General features: G+C 73.2%; 18 protein-coding genes and 1 other RNA gene. 13 read left to right on the forward strand and 6 right to left on the reverse strand.

The window, feature by feature from the left end:
• Positions 1 to 22: 22 nt before the first annotated feature.
• Positions 23 to 1,216: a lipid-transfer protein gene (locus tag ACIQRW_RS11385; protein ID WP_403757597.1), complete on the forward strand. Its 1,194-nt coding sequence runs from the start codon at positions 23 to 25 to the stop codon at positions 1,214 to 1,216.
• Positions 1,217 to 1,243: 27 nt separating this feature from the next.
• On the opposite strand, the gene ACIQRW_RS11390 is transcribed toward ACIQRW_RS11385, so the two are convergent.
• Positions 1,244 to 2,974 (reverse strand): BCCT family transporter, encoded by a 1,731-nt coding sequence (locus tag ACIQRW_RS11390; RefSeq protein ID WP_403757600.1) that lies wholly within the window; start codon positions 2,972 to 2,974, stop codon positions 1,244 to 1,246.
• Positions 2,975 to 3,088: 114 nt separating this feature from the next.
• Between ACIQRW_RS11390 and ACIQRW_RS11395 the strand changes: the two genes are divergently transcribed.
• From ACIQRW_RS11395 to ACIQRW_RS11410, 4 genes are all read left to right on the forward strand, one after another.
• Complete coding sequence (locus ACIQRW_RS11395) at positions 3,089 to 4,564, forward strand: MFS transporter (RefSeq protein WP_403757603.1); 1,476 nt, start codon at positions 3,089 to 3,091, stop codon at positions 4,562 to 4,564.
• 214 nt (positions 4,565 to 4,778) lie between these two features.
• Complete coding sequence (locus ACIQRW_RS11400) at positions 4,779 to 5,633, forward strand: MaoC/PaaZ C-terminal domain-containing protein (RefSeq protein WP_403757606.1); 855 nt, start codon at positions 4,779 to 4,781, stop codon at positions 5,631 to 5,633.
• 48 nt (positions 5,634 to 5,681) lie between these two features.
• The gene (locus tag ACIQRW_RS11405) at positions 5,682 to 6,758 is read left to right on the forward strand and encodes a Zn-dependent alcohol dehydrogenase (RefSeq protein ID WP_403757608.1); all 1,077 of its coding nucleotides are present in this window, start codon (positions 5,682 to 5,684) and stop codon (positions 6,756 to 6,758) included.
• 34 nt (positions 6,759 to 6,792) lie between these two features.
• Positions 6,793 to 7,740 carry a 3-oxoacyl-ACP reductase gene (locus ACIQRW_RS11410; RefSeq protein WP_403757611.1) on the forward strand — a complete coding sequence of 316 codons (948 nt, stop codon included), beginning with the start codon at positions 6,793 to 6,795 and terminating at the stop codon, positions 7,738 to 7,740.
• A 388-nt stretch (positions 7,741 to 8,128) separates the two neighbouring features.
• On the opposite strand, the gene ACIQRW_RS11415 is transcribed toward ACIQRW_RS11410, so the two are convergent.
• Entirely contained in the window at positions 8,129 to 9,520 is a 1,392-nt protein-coding gene (locus ACIQRW_RS11415) for a hypothetical protein (protein ID WP_403757614.1), read from the reverse strand.
• Positions 9,521 to 9,730: 210 nt separating this feature from the next.
• Here ACIQRW_RS11415 and ACIQRW_RS11420 point away from each other — a divergent pair, with 210 nt between their 5' ends.
• From ACIQRW_RS11420 to ACIQRW_RS11440, 5 genes are all read left to right on the forward strand, one after another.
• Entirely contained in the window at positions 9,731 to 10,768 is a 1,038-nt protein-coding gene (locus ACIQRW_RS11420) for an ABC transporter substrate-binding protein (protein WP_403757617.1), read from the forward strand.
• A 135-nt stretch (positions 10,769 to 10,903) separates the two neighbouring features.
• Entirely contained in the window at positions 10,904 to 11,740 is an 837-nt protein-coding gene (locus ACIQRW_RS11425; protein WP_403757620.1) for a Nif3-like dinuclear metal center hexameric protein, read from the forward strand.
• Entirely contained in the window at positions 11,737 to 12,480 is a 744-nt protein-coding gene (locus ACIQRW_RS11430; protein WP_403758415.1) for a zinc ribbon domain-containing protein, read from the forward strand. The genes ACIQRW_RS11425 and ACIQRW_RS11430 overlap by 4 nt, the downstream gene beginning before the upstream one ends.
• Positions 12,480 to 13,868: a bifunctional RNase H/acid phosphatase gene (locus ACIQRW_RS11435; RefSeq protein ID WP_403757623.1), complete on the forward strand. Its 1,389-nt coding sequence runs from the start codon at positions 12,480 to 12,482 to the stop codon at positions 13,866 to 13,868. Before ACIQRW_RS11430 ends, ACIQRW_RS11435 begins: the two co-directional genes overlap by 1 nt.
• Positions 13,869 to 13,884: 16 nt before the next feature.
• A complete protein-coding gene (locus tag ACIQRW_RS11440) occupies positions 13,885 to 14,670 on the forward strand; it encodes a TSUP family transporter (RefSeq protein WP_403757626.1) in 786 nt (261 codons plus the stop codon).
• A 52-nt stretch (positions 14,671 to 14,722) separates the two neighbouring features.
• Here the strand turns inward: ACIQRW_RS11440 and eda are convergent, their stop codons facing one another.
• Both eda and yaaA read right to left on the reverse strand, forming a co-directional pair.
• The gene (gene eda / locus ACIQRW_RS11445; RefSeq protein WP_381905917.1) at positions 14,723 to 15,373 is read right to left on the reverse strand and encodes a bifunctional 4-hydroxy-2-oxoglutarate aldolase/2-dehydro-3-deoxy-phosphogluconate aldolase; all 651 of its coding nucleotides are present in this window, start codon (positions 15,371 to 15,373) and stop codon (positions 14,723 to 14,725) included.
• A gap of 75 nt (positions 15,374 to 15,448) precedes the next feature.
• On the reverse strand, positions 15,449 to 16,249 hold the full coding sequence (yaaA, locus tag ACIQRW_RS11450) for a peroxide stress protein YaaA (protein WP_403757628.1): 801 nt from the start codon (positions 16,247 to 16,249) through the stop codon (positions 15,449 to 15,451).
• A gap of 205 nt (positions 16,250 to 16,454) precedes the next feature.
• Here yaaA and ACIQRW_RS11455 point away from each other — a divergent pair, with 205 nt between their 5' ends.
• Entirely contained in the window at positions 16,455 to 17,876 is a 1,422-nt protein-coding gene (locus ACIQRW_RS11455) for an RNB domain-containing ribonuclease (RefSeq protein ID WP_403758417.1), read from the forward strand.
• On the opposite strand, the gene ACIQRW_RS11460 is transcribed toward ACIQRW_RS11455, so the two are convergent.
• Positions 17,827 to 18,750, reverse strand: coding sequence for a hypothetical protein (locus ACIQRW_RS11460; RefSeq protein ID WP_403758420.1), 924 nt, complete (start codon positions 18,748 to 18,750; stop codon positions 17,827 to 17,829). The genes ACIQRW_RS11455 and ACIQRW_RS11460 overlap by 50 nt on opposite strands.
• Positions 18,751 to 18,791: 41 nt before the next feature.
• Positions 18,792 to 19,538 (reverse strand): MerR family transcriptional regulator, encoded by a 747-nt coding sequence (locus ACIQRW_RS11465; RefSeq protein WP_403757631.1) that lies wholly within the window; start codon positions 19,536 to 19,538, stop codon positions 18,792 to 18,794.
• Between the two features lie 111 nt (positions 19,539 to 19,649).
• Here ACIQRW_RS11465 and rnpB point away from each other — a divergent pair.
• An RNA gene (gene rnpB / locus ACIQRW_RS11470) (RNase P RNA component class A) lies at positions 19,650 to 20,059 on the forward strand.
• 175 nt (positions 20,060 to 20,234) lie between these two features.
• A complete protein-coding gene (locus ACIQRW_RS11475; protein ID WP_403757634.1) occupies positions 20,235 to 21,158 on the forward strand; it encodes an APH(6)-I family aminoglycoside O-phosphotransferase in 924 nt (307 codons plus the stop codon).
• Positions 21,159 to 21,216: the final 58 nt, after the last annotated feature.

Genomic DNA, 21,216 nt, shown 5'->3' on the forward strand with positions numbered 1-21,216 from the left:
ACCAGAGAAGAGGAGTCGCACCATGAAGGCCTACATCGTCGGCGTCGGCATGACGAGGTTCGAGAAGCCCGAGACCCGCGACTGGCAGTACTGGGACATGGTCCGCGAGGCGGGCACCGCGGCCCTCGACGACGCGGGCGTCCGCTACGACCAGGTCGAGCAGGTCCCCGTCGGCTACTGCTTCCAGGCCTCCACCGCCGGACAACGGGCCGTCTACGAACTGGGGCTGACCGGTGTCCCCGTCTACAACGTCAACAACAACTGCGCCACCGGCTCCACCGCCCTGATGCTGGCCCGGCAGTTCGTCGAGGGCGGCGGCAGCGACTGCGTCCTCGCCGTCGGCTTCGAGAAGATGGCCCGCGGCTCGCTGGGCAGCGGCGCGGACGGCGGCGGCGACTTCGCGACCTCGCCCGTCGCCCGGCACTACGGGATCATGGCCGCCGCCCATGGCTTCGAGATGTCCCCGCCCACCGCCCAGATCTTCGGCAACGCGGCCCGCGAGCACATGGAGCGGTACGGGACGACGCCCGCACAGCTCGCGGCGGTCGGCGCCAAGAACCACCGGCATTCGGTGAACAACCCGTACGCCCAGTTCCAGGACCCGTACACGGTCGAGGAGGTCCTCGCCGCCCGCACCGTCCACCGGCCCCTCACCAAACTCCAGTGCTCGCCCACCTCCGACGGGGCGGCGGCGGCCGTCGTCGTCTCCGAGCGGTTCGTCGAGCGGCACGACCTGGGGGAGCGGGCGGTGGAGATCGCCGCCCAGGCCATGACCACCGACACCGAGGCCTCCTTCGCCTCCGGCAGCAGCATCGACGCGGTCGGGGCCCCGATGTCCCGGGCCGCCGCCCAGCAGGTCTACACGGCCACCGGCCTGGGCCCGGACGATCTCGACGTCATCGAGCTGCACGACTGCTTCTCCGTCAACGAACTCCTCACCTACGAGGCGCTGGGCCTGTGCGGCGAGGGGGAGTCCGGCAAGCTCGTCGAGTCCGGGGCGACGACCTACGGCGGGCGGTGGGTGGTGAACCCGTCCGGCGGGCTGATCTCCAAGGGCCACCCGCTGGGCGCCACCGGCATCGCCCAGGCCGCCGAGCTGACCTGGCAACTGCGCGGCGAGGCCGGCGCCCGCCAGGTCCCCGGCGCACGGACCGCCCTCGCCCACAACATCGGCCTCGGCGGAGCGGCGGTGGTCACGCTGCTGCGGCGCGGCTGAGCCTTCGGAGGTGCGTCACGCGGGCCGTCAGCTCTCCGCGTCCCGGTCGTCCTCGGTGGTGGTCGTACGGGCCGCGGCCGCGCGCCGCAGATGGCGGTGGCGGGCCCCCGGTTGGTTGTCCAGCTCCTCGCCGACCATGACGCGTACCGCGTCGCGCATCCCGTGCAGGCCCTCGCTGCGTCCCGGACCGGCGCCGGGATCGGTGCGCAGCTCCCGCAGCAGGGACCAGCAGAGGAAGAGCATCACCACGACGAAGGGCAGGGCCACCAGGATCGTCGCGCTCTGGAGGGACTCCAGGCCGCCGGCGACCAACAGGGCCGCTGTCACCGCCGCCATGAGGAGGCCCCAGGTGACGACGAGCCAGCGCCGCGGGTGCAGGGCGCCCCGGCTGGTCAGCGACCCCATGACCAGCGAGGCTGAGTCCGCGCTCGTGACGAAGTACATCATGATGAGGATCATCGCGGCCCAGGCCGTCACCGTACTGACCGGCAGGGCGTCGAGCATGGCGAACAGGGTCGCCTCCGTCCCCTCGTTGGCCTTCGCGGCCATGTCGACGACGCCGGTCTCGGCGAGCCGGATGCCGGTCCCGCCGAGCACCACGAACCACAGGGCGGTTGCCCCGCTCGGCACCAGCAGCACGGCGAGGAGGAACTCGCGGATCGTGCGGCCCTTGGAGATGCGGGCGATGAAGGTCCCGACGAAGGGGGCCCAGGACAGCCACCAGGCCCAGTAGAAGATCGTCCAGGTGCCCAGCCAGCTCTCGTCACCGAAGGCGCCGGTGCGGGAGGCCATGGGGATGAGCTGGTCCAGGTAGCCGCCGACCGACGAGGGCAGCACGTCCAGGAGGTAGACGGTCGGACCCACGGCGAAGACGAAGACCATGAGGGCCGTGGCGACGACGAGATTGATCGAGCTGAGCCATTTCACCCCGCCGTGCAGACCGGTGAAGGCGGAGACCACGAAAGCCGCGCTGAGCACCGCGATGACCACCAGTTCGACGCCGGTGCTCTGGTCGAGGCCCGCCGTCAGGTCGAGCCCGATGGCGATCTGCAGCGCGCCGAGCCCCAGGCTCGTCGCGGTGCCGAAGACCGTGGCGAAGACGGCGAGCAGATCCAGCACCTTGCCGAAGACGCCGTTCGCCCGGCGGTCGCCGATGAGGGGGACGAACACGGCGCTCAGCCGGTTGCCCCGCCCCTTGCGGAAGCTCGCGTAGCCCAGTGCCAGGCCGACGATCCCGTAGATCGCCCACGGCGTCAGCGTCCAGTGGAAGAAGGAGTACTCCATGGCGGCACTCGCGGCGGCGTGCGACTGCGGCTCGGCCCCGCTGGAGGGCGGCGGGCTCAGATAGTGCGAGACGGGCTCCCCGACGCCGTAGAAGATCAGGCCGATGCCCATGCCGGCGCTGAACATCATCGCGATCCAGGAGAAGTTCGAGAACTCCGGCGGGGAATCGTCACGGCTGAGCCGGATACGGCCGTAGCGGCTGAAGGCGATCACGAGGCACAGGACGAGGAAGACGTCGGCGGCGATGACGAACAGCCACGCGAAGTTGCCCAGCACCCACGGCAGGGCCGCGTCCGACGCGCTCTCGAAGGTGTCCTTCCCGAAGGCCGCCCACAGGACGATCCCGATGACGCCGACCGCTCCGATGGTCACCACCACCCGGTCCGGCGAGGTGTCCGCGGGGGGACCCGAACCGGAATCCTCGGGGCCGGAGGAGGGCAGGCCGGGGGGCACCTGGGCGTTCTCCGTACTCATGGGGCCCCACTATGGTGGCGTAAGAGGTGATACGGGGCATGTGCCACGCCGGTGACCGGCGACCCGGACGCGCATCCCGATACCCGATGTACGGGCCGCTCGCCGCCTGCGACCATGACGTTCATGCCTGACGTCTCCGCGCCCGCCTCCGCCCCGTCGACCACCTCCCGAATACGTCCCAGCACCTGGGCCGTCGTGCTCGCCGCCTGCACCGGCCAGTTCCTCGTCGTCCTCGACGTCTCCGTCGTCAACGTGGCCCTGCCCTCCATGCGGGCCGACCTGGGGCTTAGCCCGGGGGGCCTCCAGTGGGTCGTCAACGCCTACTCGATCGCGTTCGCCGGGTTCATGCTCCTGGGCGGGCGGGCCGCCGACATCTACGGGCGCAAGCTGATGTTCCTCGTGGGGCTCGGTGTCTTCACCGCCGCCTCGCTCGCGGGCGGCCTCGCCCAGGAGGGCTGGCAGCTCCTCGCCGCCCGTGCCGCACAGGGCCTCGGGGCCGCCGTCCTGGCCCCCGCCACCCTCACCATCCTCACCGCGGCGGTGCCCGAAGGGCCGGCCCGGACGAAGGCGATCGGTACGTGGATGGCGGTCGGCGCCGGCGGCGGCGCGGCGGGCGGGCTCATCGGCGGGGTCCTCACCGACACCCTCTCCTGGCGCTGGGTCCTCCTGATCAACGTGCCCATCGGCGCGATCGTCCTGGTCGCCGCAGCCCTGCGGATCACCGAGGGCCGCGCGGGCGACCGCCGTCGCATCGACTTCCTGGGCGCGGTCCTCGTCACCGCGGGCCTCGCCGCCGTCGCGTACGGCATCGTCCAGACCGAGGCCGAGGGGTGGGCGGCCGCCGCCACCCTCGTGCCGCTGCTCTCCGGAGTCGTGCTGCTGGCCGCCTTCGTGCTGGTCGAGGCGCGGACCGCCGTCCCGCTGATCCCGCTGCGCGTGTTCTCCGTACGGGCCGTGTCCTCGGCCAACGTGTCGATGATGCTCATGGGGTCGGCGACCTTCTCCATGTGGTACTTCATGACCGTGTACGCCCAGAACGTCCTGGGCTACACGCCGTTGCAGGCCGGTCTCGCGCTGATGCCGACCTCGGCCGCCGTCATCATCGGCTCCAAGCTGGCCCCCCGCCTCATGGTGCGCGCCGGGGCGAAGAGCCTCGCAGTCGCCGGGGTCCTCATCACGGCCGCGGGCTTCGGCTGGCAGTCCACGATGGGCGTGGAGGGCTCCTACCTCACCGCGATCTGTCTGCCCGGCGTCCTGATGATGGCCGGGGCCGGTCTCGCCTCCACCCCGCTCGCCACCCTCGCCACGTCCGGCGCGGACCCGGGGGACGCCGGACTCGTCTCCGGCCTGGTCAACACCTCCCGCACCATGGGCGGTGCGCTGGGCCTCTCGGTGCTCTCCACGGTCGCCGCCGCGCGCACCGCGGGTTCCGGCGACGCGGCCGAGGTCACCGCCGGATACGCGCTGGCCTTCCGCACGGCGACCGGGGTCCTGCTGGCCGGGGTGGTCGTGATGCTGATCTGGCTGCCGAACCATCGCAGGACCCGGCCGCCGGCGGATCTTCCCGTCGAGGCCCCGTCCGCGGGGTGACCCGGACGCCACCGCATGGAGCTGACGAGACGTCAGCGGTCTTCCCAACTTCCGTGGCCTGCGTTATACATGGGCCATCGGCTAGAACGCGTTCTAGAAGGGCGTGTCCTGCCGGTCACCGCACGACCTCGGTGCGGCCGGCGGTGCGGACGGCCGCACCGAGGTCTTCCCGCCGACCAGGGACCACCTAGGACCATCAAGGAGCTGCTCCGTCATGCCCATTGATGCCCGGGCGGCAGTCGCCGCCGAACCCCGCCGAGCCGAGATCGGCTGGGACCACAAGGACGTCCAGCTCTACCACCTGGGTCTCGGCGCGGGCAGCCCCGCCACCGACCCCGACGAACTGCGCTACACCCTGGAGTCCCGGCTCCAGGTGCTGCCGAGCTTCGCCACCGTCGCGGGCGCGGGCACGGCCGCCTTCGGCGGTATGGGGGCGCCGGGGATCGACGTGGACCTCGCCGCGGTCCTGCACGGCGGACAGTCGTTGCGCGTCCACCGCCCGATCCCGGTGACCGGCAGCGCCGTACAGACCTCGAAGGTCGCGGCGGTGTACGACAAGGGCAAGGCCGCCGTCATCGTGCTGCGTACCGAGGCGAGCGACGGCGACGGGCCGCTGTGGACCAACGACGCCCAGATCTTCGTACGGGGGGAGGGCGGCTTCGGCGGCGAACGCGGCCCCTCCGACCGCCTCGACCCGCCGGAGCGGGCCCCCGACCGCACGGTGGAGCGGGCCGTCCGCGAGGACCAGGCGCTGCTCTACCGCCTCTCGGGGGACTGGAACCCGCTCCACGCCGACCCCGCCTTCGCGAAGCTGGCCGGCTTCGACCGGCCGATCCTGCACGGGCTGTGCACGTACGGCATGACGCTGAAGGCCGTCGCCGACACCCTGCTGGACGGTGACGTCTCCCGGATCACCGCCTACCGCACCCGTTTCGCCGGCGTGGTCTTCCCCGGCGAGACCCTCCGTATCCGGATGTGGACCGGGGACGGCCGCGTCCAGGTGACGGTCGCCGCCGCCGAGCGGGACGACGCGCCGGTCCTCGCCGACACGGTCGTCGAACACTCCTGAGCACAGCAGAACCCTGATGTAGATGACGATGTGAGGGGAGCCGTACCCATGCGCGCAGCCGTACTGCACGAGACAGGCCAGGAGAAGCTCGAAGTCCTCGACGACGTCGAGGCGGTGGGCTTCGGCCCGGGAAAGGTCAAGCTCCGCATCCGTGCCACCGGCCTCTGCCACTCGGACGTCTCCGCCATGAGCGGCGTCCTCCCGCAGCCCGCCCCCTTCATCCCCGGCCACGAGGGCGCGGGCGAGGTCGTCGACGTCGGCGACGGGGTCACCGGGCTGAGCGCCGGGGACCGGGTCCTCGTCTGCTGGCTGCCCGCCTGCGGGGACTGCCCGTCCTGCAAACGCGGCCAGACCCAGCTGTGCCTCGCCGGCTTCATGAACGCGGGCACCCCGAACTTCAAGCGCCACGGCGGCGACGTCTTCGGCTTCGCGGGCACCGGCACCTTCACCGAGGAGGTCGTCGTCGGCGCGGGTTGCGCGGTGCCGATCCCCGACGACGTACCGTTCGAGATCGCCGCCCTGATCGGCTGCGGGGTCACCACCGGACTCGGCGCGGCCATCAACACGGCGAAGGTGGAGGCCGGTTCGTCGGTCGCGGTGATCGGCTGCGGCGGCGTCGGCATCTCCACGATCCAGGGCGCGCGGGTCCAGGGTGCGGCGCAGATCATCGCCGTCGACCCGGTCGCCTCCCGCCGCGAGGCCGCCCTCCGCTTCGGCGCGACGGAGGCCGTCGCCCCCGACGGGCTGGCCGACGCCAAGCAGCGGATCACCGGCGGCGAGGGCTTCGACTACGTCTTCGAGGTCGTCGGCAAGTCCGCCACCGCCCGCACCGCCTACGAGAACACCCGCCGCGGCGGCACCCTGTGCATCGTCGGGGCCGGGGCCATGGACGACAACTTCCAGGTCAACATGTTCGAGCTGTTCTTCGACGAGAAGCGCATCCTGCCCTCCATGTACGGCGGCGGCGACGTCCTGCGCTCCTACGAACGGGCCATCGCCCTCTGGCGGGCGGGCCGCATCGATCTGGAGTCGATGATCACCCACCGGGTCCGGCTGGACGGGGTCAACGACGCCCTGGACCAGATGCGCACGGGCGAGTCGCTGCGTACCTGCATCGAGCTCTGAACCCGGCTCCCGGCCAACGACGTTGAGGAACCCCATGTCACTTCCCCTTCCGCTGGACGGACTGTCCGCGATCGTCACCGGCGCGGGCCGCGGCCTCGGCCGGGCCGAAGCCCTCGAACTGGCCCGCCTCGGCGCGGCCGTCGTCGTCAACGACTACGGGCAGCCCGGCCGCGACGGCTCCGGGGAGGCGTCCGCCGCCCCCGCCGAGGAGGTCGCCGCCGAGATCCGCGCCGTCGGCGGGCAGGCCGTCGCCCACCTCGGCGACGTCTCCGACCACGAACAGGCCCGCGCGCTCGTCGCGTTGGCGACCACCACCTACGGCCGGCTCGACATCCTGGTCAACAACGCGGGCATCCTGCGCGACCGGATGGTCTTCTCGATGACCGAGGAGGAATGGGACTCGGTCGTCCGCGTCCACCTCAAGGGCCACTTCAACACCACGCACTTCGCCGCCGCCCACTGGCGCGCCCGCTCCAAGGAGACCGGCGGGCCGGTCTACGGGCGAATCGTCAACACCTCCTCGGAGGCGTTCCTCGCGGGCTCGGCGGGACAGCCCAACTACGCGGCGGCCAAGGGCGGCATCGTCGGTCTCACCACCTCCACCGCGCTCGCCCTCGCCAAGTACGGCGTCACCGCCAACGCCATCTGCCCGCGCGCCCGCACCCGGATGACCGAGGACGTGTTCGCGGGCTTCCAGGAACCGGCGGACGGCACCCTCGACCCACTGGCGCCCGAGCATGTGTCCCCGCTCGTCGGCTATCTCGCCTCACCGGCGGCGGCCGGGGTCAACGGCCAACTGCTCGTCGTGCACGGGGGGATGGTCGCCGTCGTCGAACGGCCCCGGGTGGCCGCGCAGTTCGACGCGGTGAAGGAGACCTTCACCTTCGCGGAGCTGGACGGGCTGCTCACCCCGTACTACGCGGACCGGCCCCCGAACGAGACCTTCGCCGCCGCCGAAGTCCTCGGTCTGAAGCGGCGGTAGCGGGGGAGGGCCGTACGTGGCAGGGCCCGGCCGGCTGTCAGCCGGTCCGGGCCCTCCATCGTGCTGGAAAACGCACCTGCCGAGCGGCCCTCAGGCCGCCCTGGACTCCTCATCGGCGGGCCGGCGGTGGCGACCGTGCGGCTGCACCGACGTGTTCTCCGCCGACGCACCCCCGCGGTGCTTTCCGGAACCTCCGGTCCCGGCGCCCTCGTCCGCCCCCGTCGGGCGCTGCTGGGTCGTGTCGATCCGTGCTTCGGACATGTGGGAAGTCACCCCGTTGTGATCGCTTACTTGTGTCACGCCTACGTGTGCCGCAAGCCCCGCCGCCATCCGACGTGGTCACCGTCGGTACCCGCCCGATACGGCCGCGTAGCCCAGGAAACCGATTTTAATCAGATCGAGCGACTCTGTGCAGAGGCGCCTGCCCCAACGGAACGGGCTTACACACAGCAGGAGCGGAGACGGCGGCGGACGGTTGCGTTCCGCCCTCCGCGTCACCCGGACGGCCGGTCTCGGAAGAGGGTTCCACGTCCTGCGGCGCGTCCAGCATCGCCACGCCGCAGGACGTCGCCCCGTTCGTGTACGGGAGACGCAGCACCCCGTCCCGGCTCCAGTACCCGGCCCCCGGCGCCCAGCCCAGCGGGGCGGCGAACTGGTGCAGCCGGCGTCCCGCCGGACGCCAGACCCCCAGCCAACTGCCCGCGGCCCCGTCGATCCGCAGCGCCACCGCGCAGCTCTCCGGCATCAGCATCTGGCCCGGCTGCACCGCGAACGGCGTCACCGCCGCGTCCGCGAGGCGCAGGCACTCCGGGAACCTGACCGGCAGACAGCTCCCCAGCACCCCCCAGCCGAGCCGGTCGTGGCCCGCGGCGTCCGACCGGATCAGCAGCAGCCCACTGTCGGCGTCCGCGAGCAGCAGCCGGTCGTCGCTGCCCGGCGCGATCTGGAGCAACGGCGTCACCTCGGCCCCCCGCCCCAGGTCGACGGCGACCGCCTTGACCGGTCCGCCGCCCGGCGCCCGCCGGTCCAGCGCCAGCAGCCGGCCCGCCCGGTCCAGCCAGGCCCCGCCCGAACAGCGCCCGGGGATCCGCGCGACCTCCTCGGGCCCGAACGCTCCGCCCGCCACCAGCCAGAGCGACGAGTGGTGGTCGCCGGCCGACAGGGCGTAGACGCTCCGCCCGTCCGGCGACGGCGGCAACAGGGTCATCCCCGCGGACTCGACCGCGCCCAGCAGGAGTTCGCCGGTCCCGGGCCCCGTCGGGTAGAGCAGGGAGAACTGCTGGCGGTCCGCCACCCGCCGCCGGATCAGCACCCGCCCGTCGGCGAGCGGCGCCACCTCGGCGTCCGGCTCCTCGGGCTGATCGAGGGGGAGGGGCACCGCGTACGGTTCCGGCCCGTCCAGCGTCCACCGCTCCGGATACCAGGCGCGCTCGCCCGGCGGGCCGGGAGCCGCGGTGAGCCGGGCGGCATAGGCCCCGTCCGCGGTGAGCGTGAAGCCGCCGGGCAACGGTGCGTCACCGGCCGGCGTCGCCGGGCCGCCCACGGCGGACGACGCCTGCGAACCGCCCTCGTCCGCGAGGGCTCCGGGCAGGCCGGGAGCGTCCGCCCCGGCGGACCTCACGGGGTCGCCGGGCCCCTCCGGTTCCGGTTTTGCCCCGTACTTCTTCCGGCCGGATTCCGCTCCGGACTCCTTCGGGTCGGGTTCCGTTCCGGATTCCGCTTCGGGTTCCGCCGTCGCGGCGGCCCCGGCGGATCCACCCTCGATGGCACAGGCAGTCATGGACTCGTCACCTCCGGCTACGAAAGCTAGTTTTCGCACTTCCAGCCGAACAACACGAGCCACCTGACTTCACACATAAGGGTGGTGATGACCGGATTCTCCTGAGGGGGCGGGGGTGAGTGTGCTGGTGACGATGGCCGCGTCTATGGTGAGGCGGCCCTAACCAAGAACCCGTGCCCACGCACGTACGCGGACCATCTGGAGCAAGCGATGTCCCTTCGACCCCGCGGTACCGCCGCAGTCGCCCTGGCCGTGGCGGCCGCCCTCTCCCTGTCGGCCTGCGGGGGCGGTGACGGCGGGGACGCGGCGAAGTCCGACGCGGGCGGCGGGAAGAAGGCCGCCGTCGCCACCGGCGGCAAGGACTTCGCGGACGCGGCGAAGAAGACCGCGGCGTACGGCACCGACGCCGAGGCCGGCGAGTTCCCCCGTACGGTCACCCACGCGATGGGGAAGACCGAGATCAAGGCCGCGCCCGAGCGCGTGGTCGTGCTGGACGTCGGCGAGTTCGACAACGTGGTGTCCCTGGGCCTGAAGCCGGTCGGCTACGCCCCCAGCGAGGGCGACGCGGCCATCCCCTCCTACCTGGAGAAGGGCGCGGGCGAGCCGAAGAGCGTCGGCACGATCAACAGCCTCAACCTCGAAGCCATCGCGGGCCTCCAGCCCGACCTGATCCTCGGCAGCCAGCTCCGCGCCGCGGACAAGTACGACGAGCTGTCCAAGATCGCCCCCACCGTGTTCTCCATCCGCCCGGGCTTCACCTGGAAGGAGAACTACCTCCTCAACGCCCAGGCCCTGGACCGCACGAAGCAGGCCGAGTCGGCGCTCGCCGCGTACGAGGAGAAGGCCGAGAAGCTCGGCGAGGACATCGGCCCCGACAAGCCGACCGTCTCGATGGTCCGCTACATGCCCGACCGTCTCCGCCTCTACGCCAAGGCCTCGTTCATCGGCACGATCCTCGAAGACGTCGGTCTGCCGCGTCCGAAGAACCAGCAGATCGACGACCTCGCCGCCGAGATCAGCCCGGAGCGGATCGACGAGGCGGACGCCGACTGGATCTTCACCGGCGTCTACGGCGACCCGAAGGCCACCCAGCGCGACACCGCCCGGTCCAACCCGCTGTGGAAGAACCTGAAGGCCGTCGAGGAGGGCCGGGCCAAGGACGTCTCCGACGAGACCTGGTACCTGGGCCTCGGCGTCACCTCGGCCGGCCTGGTCCTCGACGACCTCCGCGCCGACCTGGTGAAGTAGCCGGCCCCGAGCCGACGCGGTACGTGCCCCCGCGCCGGCGCGGTGAAGTAACGATTCGTGTCCGGCCGCCGGTCCTGACGTACAGGTCCGGCGGCCAGGGGCGACGGACCACCCCGGACAGGTAGCCTTTCCCCCGTGCCCCGTCTGTCTGAAGTCATCGCCGCCCTCGACGCCCTCTGGCCCCCCGAGCGGGCCGAGGGATGGGACGCGGTCGGGACGGTCTGCGGCGATCCGGACGCGGAGATCGACCGGGTGCTGTTCGCCGTCGACCCGGTCCGCGAGATCGCCGACGAGGCCCTGGAGCTCGGCGCCCAGCTGATCGTCACCCACCACCCGCTCTATCTGCGCGGGACGACGACGGTCGCCGCCGACACGTTCAAGGGCCGGGTCGTGCACACCCTCATCAAGCACGACATCGCGCTCCACGTCGCGCACACCAACGCCGACACCGCCGACCCCGGCGTCTCCGACGCCCTGGCCGGCGCCCTCGACCTGCGGATCACCGGGCCCCTCGTCCCCGACCCCACCGACCCCGAGGGCCGGCGCGGACTCGGCCGGATCTGCGAACTGGACCATCCCGAGACCCTGGCCGACTTCGCAGCCCGGGCCGCCGCCCGGCTCCCCGCCACCGCGCAGGGCATCCGGCTGGCCGGCGACCCGAAGTCGCTCGTGCGCACCGTCGCCGTCAGCGGAGGCTCCGGCGACAGCCTCTTCGACGCCGTGCGCGCCGCGGGCGTCGACGCCTTCCTCACCGCCGATCTGCGCCACCACCCGGCCTCCGAGGCCGTGCAGCACTCGCCGCTCGGCCTCGTCGACGCCGCGCACTGGGCCACCGAGTGGCCCTGGTGCGAGCAGGCGGCCGCCCAGCTCGACGCGCTTTCCGACCGCCACGGATGGGACCTGCGGGTCCATGTCTCGAAGCAGGTCACCGACCCCTGGACCACCCACCATTCCTCTGGAGCCCCCAACTGAACGCCGCGCCCGCCGACCAGATCCGACTTCTCGACGTCCAGGCCCTCGACCTCCGTCTCGCCCAGCTCTCCCACAAGCGCACCTCGCTGCCGGAGCACGCCGAGATCGAGCAGCTCGGCAGCGACCTCGCCCAGCTGCGTGACCTGCTGGTCGCCTCCACCACCGAGGAGAGCGACACCACCCGCGAGCAGACCAAGGCGGAGCAGGACGTCGACCTGGTGCGCCAGCGCGCCGTCCGCGACCAGCAGCGCCTGGACTCCGGCACGGTCTCCTCGCCCAAGGACCTGGAGAGCCTCCAGCGCGAGATCGTCTCGCTCGCCAAGCGCCAGGGAGACCTGGAGGACGTCGTCCTGGAGATCATGGAGCGCCGTGAGGGCGCCCAGGAGCGGGTCGCCGAGCTGACCGAGCGGGTCGCCGCCGTCCAGGCCAAGGTCGACGACGCCACCGCCCGCCGCGACGCCGCGACCGCCGAGCTGGACGCCGAGGCCGCCACGGTGACCAAGGACCGCCAGGTCGTCGCCGAGGTCATCCCCGCCGACCTGCTGAAGCTGTACGACAAGCTCCGCGCCCAGCAGGGCGGGGTCGGCGCCGCCCGGCTCTACCAGCGCCGCTGCGAGGGCTGCCGACTTGAGCTGAACATGGCCGAGGTCGGCGACGTGCGCGCCGCGTCCCCCGACACCGTCCTGCGCTGCGAGAACTGCCACCGGATCCTGGTCCGCACCTCGGAGTCGGGCCTGTAATGAGCGCCGCGCGCCAGGTGGTGGTCGAGGCCGACGGCGGCTCCCGGGGCAACCCGGGGCCCGCCGGTTACGGTGCGGTCGTCATCGACCCGGCCACCGGCGAACCCCTCGCCGAGACCGCCGAGTACATCGGCGTCGCGACGAACAACGTCGCCGAGTACCGGGGCCTGATCGCCGGTCTGAGCGCCGCGAAGGCGTTGTTCCCGGACGCGGGGGACGCGCTGCGGGTGCACGTCCGGATGGACTCCAAACTGGTCGTCGAGCAGATGTCGGGGCGCTGGAAGATCAAGCACCCCGACATGAAGCCGCTGGCGGCCCGCGCCGCCGCGGTCCTGCCGCCGTCCTCGGTGACGTACGAGTGGATCCCGCGCGCGCAGAACAAGCACGCGGACCGGCTCGCCAACGAGGCGATGGACGCGGGCCGCGACGGCCGGCAGTGGGAGGCGGCCGCCTCGACGGCCGCCCTCGACGCCCCGGCGCGCGGCACCGTGACCACCCCGCCGCCCGTCCAGGGTCCGCCCGGCGACCAGGTCGCGGGCGCGGCCAGGGCCCGTGCGGCCCTCGCGGCCGCACGCGGCGCGGCCGCCCCGGCGGCCGACACCCTCTTCCCGGTGCCGGAGCCCGGGGTACCGGACACCACGGTCCCCGCCGCACCGGCCTCCGCACCGGCCTCCGCACCGGCCCCCGGGCAGCCTGCGGCCGGCTCCTCGCGGCAGCAGCCCTCCGGGACCCCGCAGACCGGCTGGAGCTCGGCCCCCGACCTGGGCGCGCCCGCCACGCTCGTCCTGCTCCGGCACGGCGAGACCGCCCTCACGCCCGAGAAGCGGTTCTCCGGCAGCGGCGGCACCGACCCCGAGCTCTCCGCCACCGGCCGGGGCCAGGCCGAGCGGGCCGCCGAGCACTTCGCCGCCCTGGGCACCGTCCAGGAGATCGTCAGCTCCCCGCTGCGCCGCTGCCGCGAGACCGCCGCGGCCGTCGCCGGCCGCCTCGGCCTGGACGTACGGATCGACGAGGGCCTGCGCGAGACGGACTTCGGCGCGTGGGAGGGCCTGACCTTCGGGGAGGTACGGGAGCGGTACGCCGACGACCTCACCACCTGGCTGGCTTCCCCGGACACCGCCCCGACCGGCGGCGGCGAGAGCTTCGCGGAGGTCGCCGAGCGGGTCGCGGCCGCCCGGGACCGGATCGTCGCCCGGTACGCGGGCCGCACGGTCCTGCTCGTCACCCATGTGACCCCGATCAAGACGCTCGTCCGGCTCGCCCTGGGAGCCCCGCCCGAGGCGCTGTTCAGGATGGAGCTGTCGGCGGCCTCGATCTCCACGGTCGCCTACTACGGGGACGGCAACGCCTCCGTACGCCTGCTCAACGACACGTCCCACCTGCGCTAGCGGGAACCCGAGCCCCATGACCTGGTCGACCGGGCTGCTCGGGTTCGCCGCCGGGCTGCTGATCTCCGTGGCCACCGCGCCGGTCGGCGTCTCCGGCGCGGTGTTCCTGCTGCCGGTCCAGATCAGCGTGCTCGGGGTGCCCAGCCCGGCGGTCACCCCCACCAACCTGCTCTACAACGTGGTGGCGGGCCCCGGGGCCCTGCTGCGGCACCACAGGGCCGGCACCCTGCGCGGGCCGCTGACCCGGCTGCTCGTCCTGGGCACCGTTCCCGGCGTGGTCGTCGGCGCGGTGATCCGGGTGTTCGCGGTGCCGGGCCCGTTGGTGTTCCGGCTGCTCATCGCCGTCCTGCTGCTGCCGCTGGGCGGCTGGCTCTGCCTGCGCACCCTGCGCCGCGCCTCCCGCACGGCCCCCGGTCGGGAGCCCTCGGCCCGCGCCGTCACCCGGCTGGCCATGGCGGTCGGTGTGGCCGGGGGGATCTACGGGATCGGCGGCGGATCGCTCCTCGGCCCGATCCTGGTGGGGCGCGGCATGCCGGTGGCGAAGGTCGCCCCGGCCGCGCTGGCCGCCACCTTCGTGACCTCGGCCGTCGGCGCGGGGACGTACGCGCTGCTGTCCCTGACCACCACCGGCGACATCGCGCCGTACTGGTCCCTCGGCCTGGCCTGCGGACTCGGCGGACTGTGCGGGGGCTACCTCGGCGCCCGCCTCCAGCCCCGCCTCCCGGAGACGGCCCTCCGGCTGCTGCTGGGGGTGCTGGCCCTCGGCGTCGGCGGCCTCTACGCCGGGCAGCTCCTGCGCTGAGGGACTACGCGCCGAGCGCCGCCCGGGCGGGGTGGCGAGGACGCCTTCGCGGCTACGCGCCGAGCGCCGCCGCCTCGGCCGCCAGGCGGGCCACCCGGTCCCAGTCCTTCGCCGCCACCGCGTCGCCCGGCACCATCCAGCTGCCGCCCACGCAGCCGACGTTGGGCAGCGCGAGGTACGACGGCGCGGAGGCGAGCGAGATGCCGCCGGTCGGGCAGAACCGGGCCTGGGGGAGCGGCGCGGACAGAGCCTTGAGGTAGGCCGTGCCGCCCGCCGCCTCGGCCGGGAAGAACTTCATCTCCCGCACCCCGCGCTCCAGCAGGGCCACCACCTCGGAGGTGGTCGAGACGCCGGGCAGGAACGGCACCCCGGACGCCTTCATCGCCTCCAGCAGCGCGTCCGTCCACCCCGGGCTGACCAGGAACCGGGCCCCGGCGTCGACGGTGTCCCGTACGTGCTCCGGCGAGATCACCGTGCCCGCCCCGACCACCGCGCCCGGGACCTCGGCGGCCATGGCCCGGATCGACTCCAGCGCGGCGGGGGTCCGTAGCGTCACCTCGATCGCCGGAAGCCCGCCCGCCACCAGCGCCCGCGCCAACGGCACCGCGTCGGCCACGTCGTGCAGGACGACGACGGGGACGACGGGCGCGAGATCCAGCACGGAGGCGTCGGACGGGGCGGAGGGCGCGGCAGAGGAGGTCATGGGGTCATCCTGCCGCGCCCAAGGCAATATCTGCAACGAGCGTTGCGCAGTGCGCAACGGCACTCGTCGGGGCGGTCAGTGGATGTCCGTCACCACCACGTCCAGCGACCACGGCCGCCCGGCCCGTGCGGGGGCCTCGGCCTCCACCACGTACCCGAGGTCCCGCAACACCTCCACCAACTGGGCCGGGCCCTTCGGCCGCGCACCCGCCACCAGCAGATCGCGCACCAGCCGGCCCTTGGTGGCCTTGTTGAAGTGGCTCACCACGGACCGCTTCTCCACCCCGCCCACCAGCTGGGAGTGCAGCACCCGCACGCTCGCCGTACGCGATGCCACCTCACCCGCCGGCTTCCACGCCGCCGCGTACGCCGAGGACCGCAGGTCCAGGACGAGCCCGTTTCCGGCGGCCTCGGGCAGCGCGGTCTCCATCGGGGTACGCCAGTACGCGCCGAGCGCGCCGAGGCCGGGCAGCTTCACCCCCATCGAGCAGCGGTACGGCGGAATCCGGTCGCCGATCCGGACCGCGCCCCACAGCCCCGAGAAGACCAGCAGCGACTTCGCCGCCCGCCGCCGCGCGTCCGCCTCCAGCGAGGCCAGATCGAGGGCGTCGTACAGCACGCCGGTGTACAGCTCCCCGGCCGGGCGGGTCCCGGCGGTGCGCAGCTCGGTGTTCTTGCCGACCTCGCCCCGCAGCCCCACGCTCAGCCCCAGCACCTCACGTGCCTTCTCCTCGTCCGCCTGGCACAGCTCGACCAGCTCGTCCAGCACCGCGGCACGGGCCGGGGCGAGCCCCGGCAGCGACAGCGACTCCGGCTTCAGCGAAGCCCCGCGCCCCGAGGCGGCCTTTCCTTCGGAGGGCGGCAACAGCACGAGCACGGCGGTTCTCCTTCGTACGTACGGCGCAAGCGCGGACCCGGTCGGCGTGCGGGCTCTCCGGGTCCTCGGCAAGGGTACGGGGGCGGGGCGGCGGTCCCCGTACGGAGATGGCCGCGCCCCCCGTACGCGCGGGACCGTGAGCGCCCCGGATGCCGCCCGCCCCCGCCCGGCCTACGCTCGGGCCATGCCCCGCCGCCACCTGCGTATGACCGGTGCAGCCGACTGCTCGCTCGGGGCCGCCCTGCGGGCGCTGCGCACCGAGCTCGACCTGCCCGGAGCCTTCCCGACCGAGGTGCTCGCGGAGGCGGCGGAGGCGGCGCGGGCCCCGGACCTGTCGGCCCACGAGGACGCCACGGACCTGCCGTTCCTCACCATCGACCCGCCCGCCTCCACCGACCTCGACCAGGCGATGCACCTGGAGCGCCGCCCGCACGGCTTCCGGGTGCACTACGCCATCGCGGACGTCGCCGCGTACCTCCGGCCGGGCGGCGCGCTCGACGCCGAGGCCCACCGCCGCGTCACCACCCTCTACTTCCCCGACGGTCGGATCCCCCTCCACCCACCGGTCCTCTCCGAGGGCGCCGCCAGCCTCCTCCCCGGCGAGACCCGCCCGGCCGCGCTGTGGCGGATCGACCTCGACGGCGACGGGCGGGCCGTCCACGCCGACGTACGACGGGCGCTGGTCCGCAGCCGCGCGAAGCTCGACTACGCGGGCGTCCAACGGCAGATCGACGCGGGCACGGCCGAGGAACCCCTCGCCCTGCTCCGGGACATCGGGCGGCTGCGCGAGGAACAGGAACGGGCCCGGGGCGGCATCTCGCTGAACGTCCCCGAACAGGAGATCGTCCAACGGGACGGCTCCTACGGCCTCGCCTACCGCGCCACGCTCCCCGCCGAGGGCTGGAACGCCCAGATCTCCCTGCTCACCGGCATGGCCGCCGCCCGCCTCATGGCCGACACGGGGACCGGCATCCTGCGCACCCTGCCGATCGCCCCGGACGGAGCCGTCGCCCGGCTGCGGCGCTCCGCCCACGCCCTGCGCGTCGACTGGCCGCACCACGTCCCGTACGCCGAGGTCGTCCGCTCCCTCGACCCGACGAGGAGCGACCACGCCGCGTTCCTCCAGGAGTGCACCACCCTGCTGCGCGGCGCGGGCTACACCGCCTTCGACGACGGCGAACTCCCCGACCCCGCCGTACACGCGGCGGTCGCCGACCTCTACACGCACTGCACCGCACCGCTGCGCCGTCTCGTCGACCGATACGCGTCCGAACTCTGCCTCGCCGCGACCGCCGGGACGGAACCTCCCGAGTGGGTACGGGAGGCCCTCCCCGCCCTCCCGAAGGAGATGGCCGAGGGAACGCGCCGCGCCAACACCGTGGAGCGGGCCTGCGTCGACCTGGTCGAGGCGGCGTTGCTGGAGGGGCGTGTGGGCGAGCTCTTCGACGCGTACGTCGTCGACATCCAGGACCGCGACCCCGCCGCGGGCACGGTCCACCTCCGGGACCCGGCGATCGTCGGCCGGATCGAGGGCGGCACGGCCCCGCTCCCGTTGGGGGAGCGGCTGCGGGTCCGGCTCACCCAGGCGGGCCCGGCGTCGAGGACGGTGCTGTTCGCTCCGGCGTGAGCGGGCAGGACGCTGTCCGGCCCTTCGTCTCCTTGGTGCCCTTGGTGCCCTTGGTGTCCTTCGTGTACTTCTTGTCTTCCGTGTCCTTCGTGAGCGCCGCGACCGCCGCCCGTGGGTCGTCGGCGTGGAAGCGGAGCGTCCGGGCGCTCCCGCGCCGGCCGAGCGGCCGCACGAACTCCACCGGCTCCGTCAGTTCCACCGTCACCGTCGTCTGGCTCCCCACCGCCAGATCGAGCGTCCCGTCCTCGTCCACCCGGACCAGACCCCCGCCCGGGAAGCGCCGGTCCACCCGGGCGGCGGCGATCACGGCGGCGGGCGCCCGCAGGTCGAACAGGGCGCCGTAGCGCAGCCGCAGCGAACCGTCGGCCTCCACGAGATGCGGCCGGGTCACACAGGCCGCCTGAAGGGCGAGGATGATGACGATCCCGTACACGTCCACCACGAGCAGGATCGCGTGGACGAGCGGCCAGGGGATCACCAGGGCCAGCACCACGGTCTCCACGACGGAGACGAAGACGAACGTCCACATGATCCCGGTCTGCGGTTCGGTGTACGGGAACGGCCGGGCCCCCGCCGGAATCCGGTGGCGGCGGCGCAGGACCCACAGTCCGAGACTGTGCAACGCCCTCAGTTCGTGCACCACCAGCCGCCGCACGGCCACCGGCACCACGGCCCGCACCGCGGACAGTCCGGCCTCCCGCCGCGTGTCCCCCGCCCGCCGCCGCGCCGTGTACAGCGGCCACATCACGTACACCTCCAGCGCGAGGACACCCACCACCAGCGCCTCGGCCACCAGCAGAGCGGCACCGGGTATCCGGACCCCGGCCACCAGACAGACCGCCAGCGCGACCTCCCCGGGCAGCACCGCCCACATCGCGACCCGCGCCACCCGCAGGCCCACCGCCCTCCCGGTACTCACGTGTTCCTCCCCCGCACCCGCTCGGCCAGCGCCTCCATCACCCGGCGCACCACCGCGCGCTGCGCGGGCGGGTAGTCGTCGAGCAGCACCCGCCCCATCCCCGTCGTCGAGGGCTCGCCGTCGGGGATCACCGCCAGGACCTCGTCCGGTACGGCGGCGACCAGCTCGGCCGCCAGCGGCGCGATGCGCGGGTCGTCCACCCCGGCCCCGGCCAGCTCGTCGAGCCGCTCGTACAGCGCGAGAACGCCCGGGTCCTCGGCCAGCGGCCGCAGCGCGGCGTACACCTCGGCCCCGGCGCCGTCGCCCGCCGCGTCCAGCAACGACAGATGCTCGCGGTCCTTCGCCGCGGCCGGGGACGTGGTGGCCGGCGCGTGCTCCAACAGCGCGGCGAGGGCGGGGGAGAGCGGCCCGTCCGAGGTGAGCGGCGCCTCCAGGAGCGCGGCCAGCACCTGCCGACGCTCGTGGATCTCCCGCTCCTGCCGCGCCAGATCGGCGTCCAGCTCCCCGAGCACCTCGGCCAGCTCCCGCCCCGCGTCGTCGGCGAGCACGTCCCGCACCTCGTCCAGGGAGAGCCCGATCTCCGTCAGCCGCCTGATCCTGGCCAGCAGCACGGCATCGCGGACGGTGTAGGCCCGATAGCCGTTGGCCTGCCGGGCGGGCTCGGGCAGGAGGCCGATGTGGTGGTAGTGCCGGACGGCCCGGGAAGTGACTCCCACGAGCGCGGCGATCTCTCCGATACGCATGCGGCCAGTAGAAACGTTGACGCCGCGACAAGGTCAAGCACCGTCCCGGACGCCCCGACCCGGTGTTTCCTCCCGTATGCGCGGCACGGCTAGTATGTGCGGTACGGCAGACGAGCCGGGCGGACGGCCGCGTGAGGATCCTTCGGGGTTCTCCCGAGGAACGTCCGGGCTCCACAGGGCAGGGTGGTGGCTAACGGCCACCCGGGGTGACCCGCGGGACAGTGCCACAGAAAACAGACCGCCCGGGACCTCGGTCCCGGGTAAGGGTGAAACGGTGGTGTAAGAGACCACCAGCGCCTGAGGTGACTCAGGCGGCTAGGTAAACCCCACCCGGAGCAAGGTCAAGAGGGGCCGCCCCAGAAATGGGACGGCTCTGCGTGAACGTCCGAGGGCTGCTCGCCCGAGTTCACGGGTAGACCGCACGAGGCCGGCAGCAATGCCGGCCCTAGATGGATGGCCGTCTCCCCGGCCGCCGCGAGGCGACCGGGAGACAGAACCCGGCGTACAGCCCGACTCGTCTGCCGCCACCTCGGCTCGGTGGTGGCGATGTCCGTGATCAGGTTGGCCTGGGCGCCGGTCTCGGTGACATGGACCGGATAGCCGCTCCAGCGGCACCGGACCGCCTCGGCCGCCTGCCGGTCGGAGGAGCCACCATGAACGGGCGGGAAATCCTCTCCATGGGTAAGGAAAATCCCCATGAGTTCGTCGGACAGCATCCACGTCCCGGACGGCCTGGCCGAGTCGTACAGCAGAAGCAGTGGCGAGGAGGGGCGCGCCTGGGTAGCCGGACTGCCCGCTCTCGTCGAGCGGTGCGTCGACCGCTGGGAGCTGAAGAGGGACGGCGGCATCCACTCCGGTGAGGCCTCCCTCGTGGTGCCGGTGCTGCGCACGGACGGCACCCGGGCAGCGCTCAAGCTCCAGATGCCCCGGGAGGAGACGACGGCCGCGCTGATCGGGTTGCGCACCTGGAACGGGGACGGCGTGGTGCGGCTGCTCGACCACGACGCGCCGAGCAGCACCATGCTGTTGGAACGCCTGGACGGTTCGCACACCCTGGAGTCGGTCGAGGACGACGACGAGGCCATGCGTATCCTCGCCGGGCTGCTGGCCCGGCTGCACTCCGTCCCGGCGCCTCCGGGGCTGCGTGGACTGGGTGAGATCGCCGACGCCATGGTGGAGGAAGTGCCCTCTGCCGTCGGCTCGTTGACAGATCCGGAGGACCGTAGCCGGTTGCGCGGCTGGGCGTCGACCGTGGCCGAGCTGGTGGGCGAGCCCGGTGACCGAATCCTGCACTGGGACCTGCACTACGAGAACGTGCTGGCTGCCGAGCGCGAGCCGTGGCTGGCCATCGACCCCGAACCACTGGTCGGCGACCCGGGGTTCGACCTGTGGCCGGCGCTGGACACCGGGTGGGAGCGGGTCGAGGCCGGCGGTGACGCGCTGCGGGTGGTGCGGCGGCGCTTCGACCTGGTGACCGAGGCGCTGGAGCTGGACCGCGCAAGGGCGGCCGGGTGGACCCTGGCCCGGTTGCTCCAGAACACCCTGTGGGACATCGAGGACGGTCGGACCGCGATCGCCCCCTCCCAGATCGCCGTGGCCGACGCGCTGGCGAAGCACTGAGGCACGGGTGAAGCGCTGAAGCATGGGTGCGGACCGCTGAACTGCCCGTACCGTACGG

The organism is Streptomyces sp. NPDC091287, assembly GCF_044768525.1.
Taxonomy (GTDB): Bacteria; Actinomycetota; Actinomycetes; order Streptomycetales; family Streptomycetaceae; genus Streptomyces.

What these genes read in the sequence shown, in the direction of transcription:
- eda (WP_381905917.1), bottom strand. Translation starts at nt 15,373, where the DNA reads ATGACCTCCTCTGCCGCGCCCTCCGCCCCGTCCGACGCCTCCGTGCTG.
- ACIQRW_RS11385 (WP_403757597.1), top strand. Translation starts at nt 23, where the DNA reads ATGAAGGCCTACATCGTCGGCGTCGGCATGACGAGGTTCGAGAAGCCC.
- ACIQRW_RS11420 (WP_403757617.1), top strand. Translation starts at nt 9,731, where the DNA reads ATGTCCCTTCGACCCCGCGGTACCGCCGCAGTCGCCCTGGCCGTGGCG.
- ACIQRW_RS11460 (WP_403758420.1), bottom strand. Translation starts at nt 18,750, where the DNA reads ATGTGGGCGGTGCTGCCCGGGGAGGTCGCGCTGGCGGTCTGTCTGGTG.
- ACIQRW_RS11475 (WP_403757634.1), top strand. Translation starts at nt 20,235, where the DNA reads ATGAGTTCGTCGGACAGCATCCACGTCCCGGACGGCCTGGCCGAGTCG.
- ACIQRW_RS11455 (WP_403758417.1), top strand. Translation starts at nt 16,455, where the DNA reads ATGACCGGTGCAGCCGACTGCTCGCTCGGGGCCGCCCTGCGGGCGCTG.
- ACIQRW_RS11410 (WP_403757611.1), top strand. Translation starts at nt 6,793, where the DNA reads ATGTCACTTCCCCTTCCGCTGGACGGACTGTCCGCGATCGTCACCGGC.
- ACIQRW_RS11390 (WP_403757600.1), bottom strand. Translation starts at nt 2,974, where the DNA reads ATGAGTACGGAGAACGCCCAGGTGCCCCCCGGCCTGCCCTCCTCCGGC.
- ACIQRW_RS11395 (WP_403757603.1), top strand. Translation starts at nt 3,089, where the DNA reads ATGACGTTCATGCCTGACGTCTCCGCGCCCGCCTCCGCCCCGTCGACC.
- ACIQRW_RS11405 (WP_403757608.1), top strand. Translation starts at nt 5,682, where the DNA reads ATGCGCGCAGCCGTACTGCACGAGACAGGCCAGGAGAAGCTCGAAGTC.
- ACIQRW_RS11465 (WP_403757631.1), bottom strand. Translation starts at nt 19,538, where the DNA reads ATGCGTATCGGAGAGATCGCCGCGCTCGTGGGAGTCACTTCCCGGGCC.
- ACIQRW_RS11435 (WP_403757623.1), top strand. Translation starts at nt 12,480, where the DNA reads ATGAGCGCCGCGCGCCAGGTGGTGGTCGAGGCCGACGGCGGCTCCCGG.
- ACIQRW_RS11400 (WP_403757606.1), top strand. Translation starts at nt 4,779, where the DNA reads ATGCCCATTGATGCCCGGGCGGCAGTCGCCGCCGAACCCCGCCGAGCC.
- ACIQRW_RS11415 (WP_403757614.1), bottom strand. Translation starts at nt 9,520, where the DNA reads ATGACTGCCTGTGCCATCGAGGGTGGATCCGCCGGGGCCGCCGCGACG.
- ACIQRW_RS11440 (WP_403757626.1), top strand. Translation starts at nt 13,885, where the DNA reads ATGACCTGGTCGACCGGGCTGCTCGGGTTCGCCGCCGGGCTGCTGATC.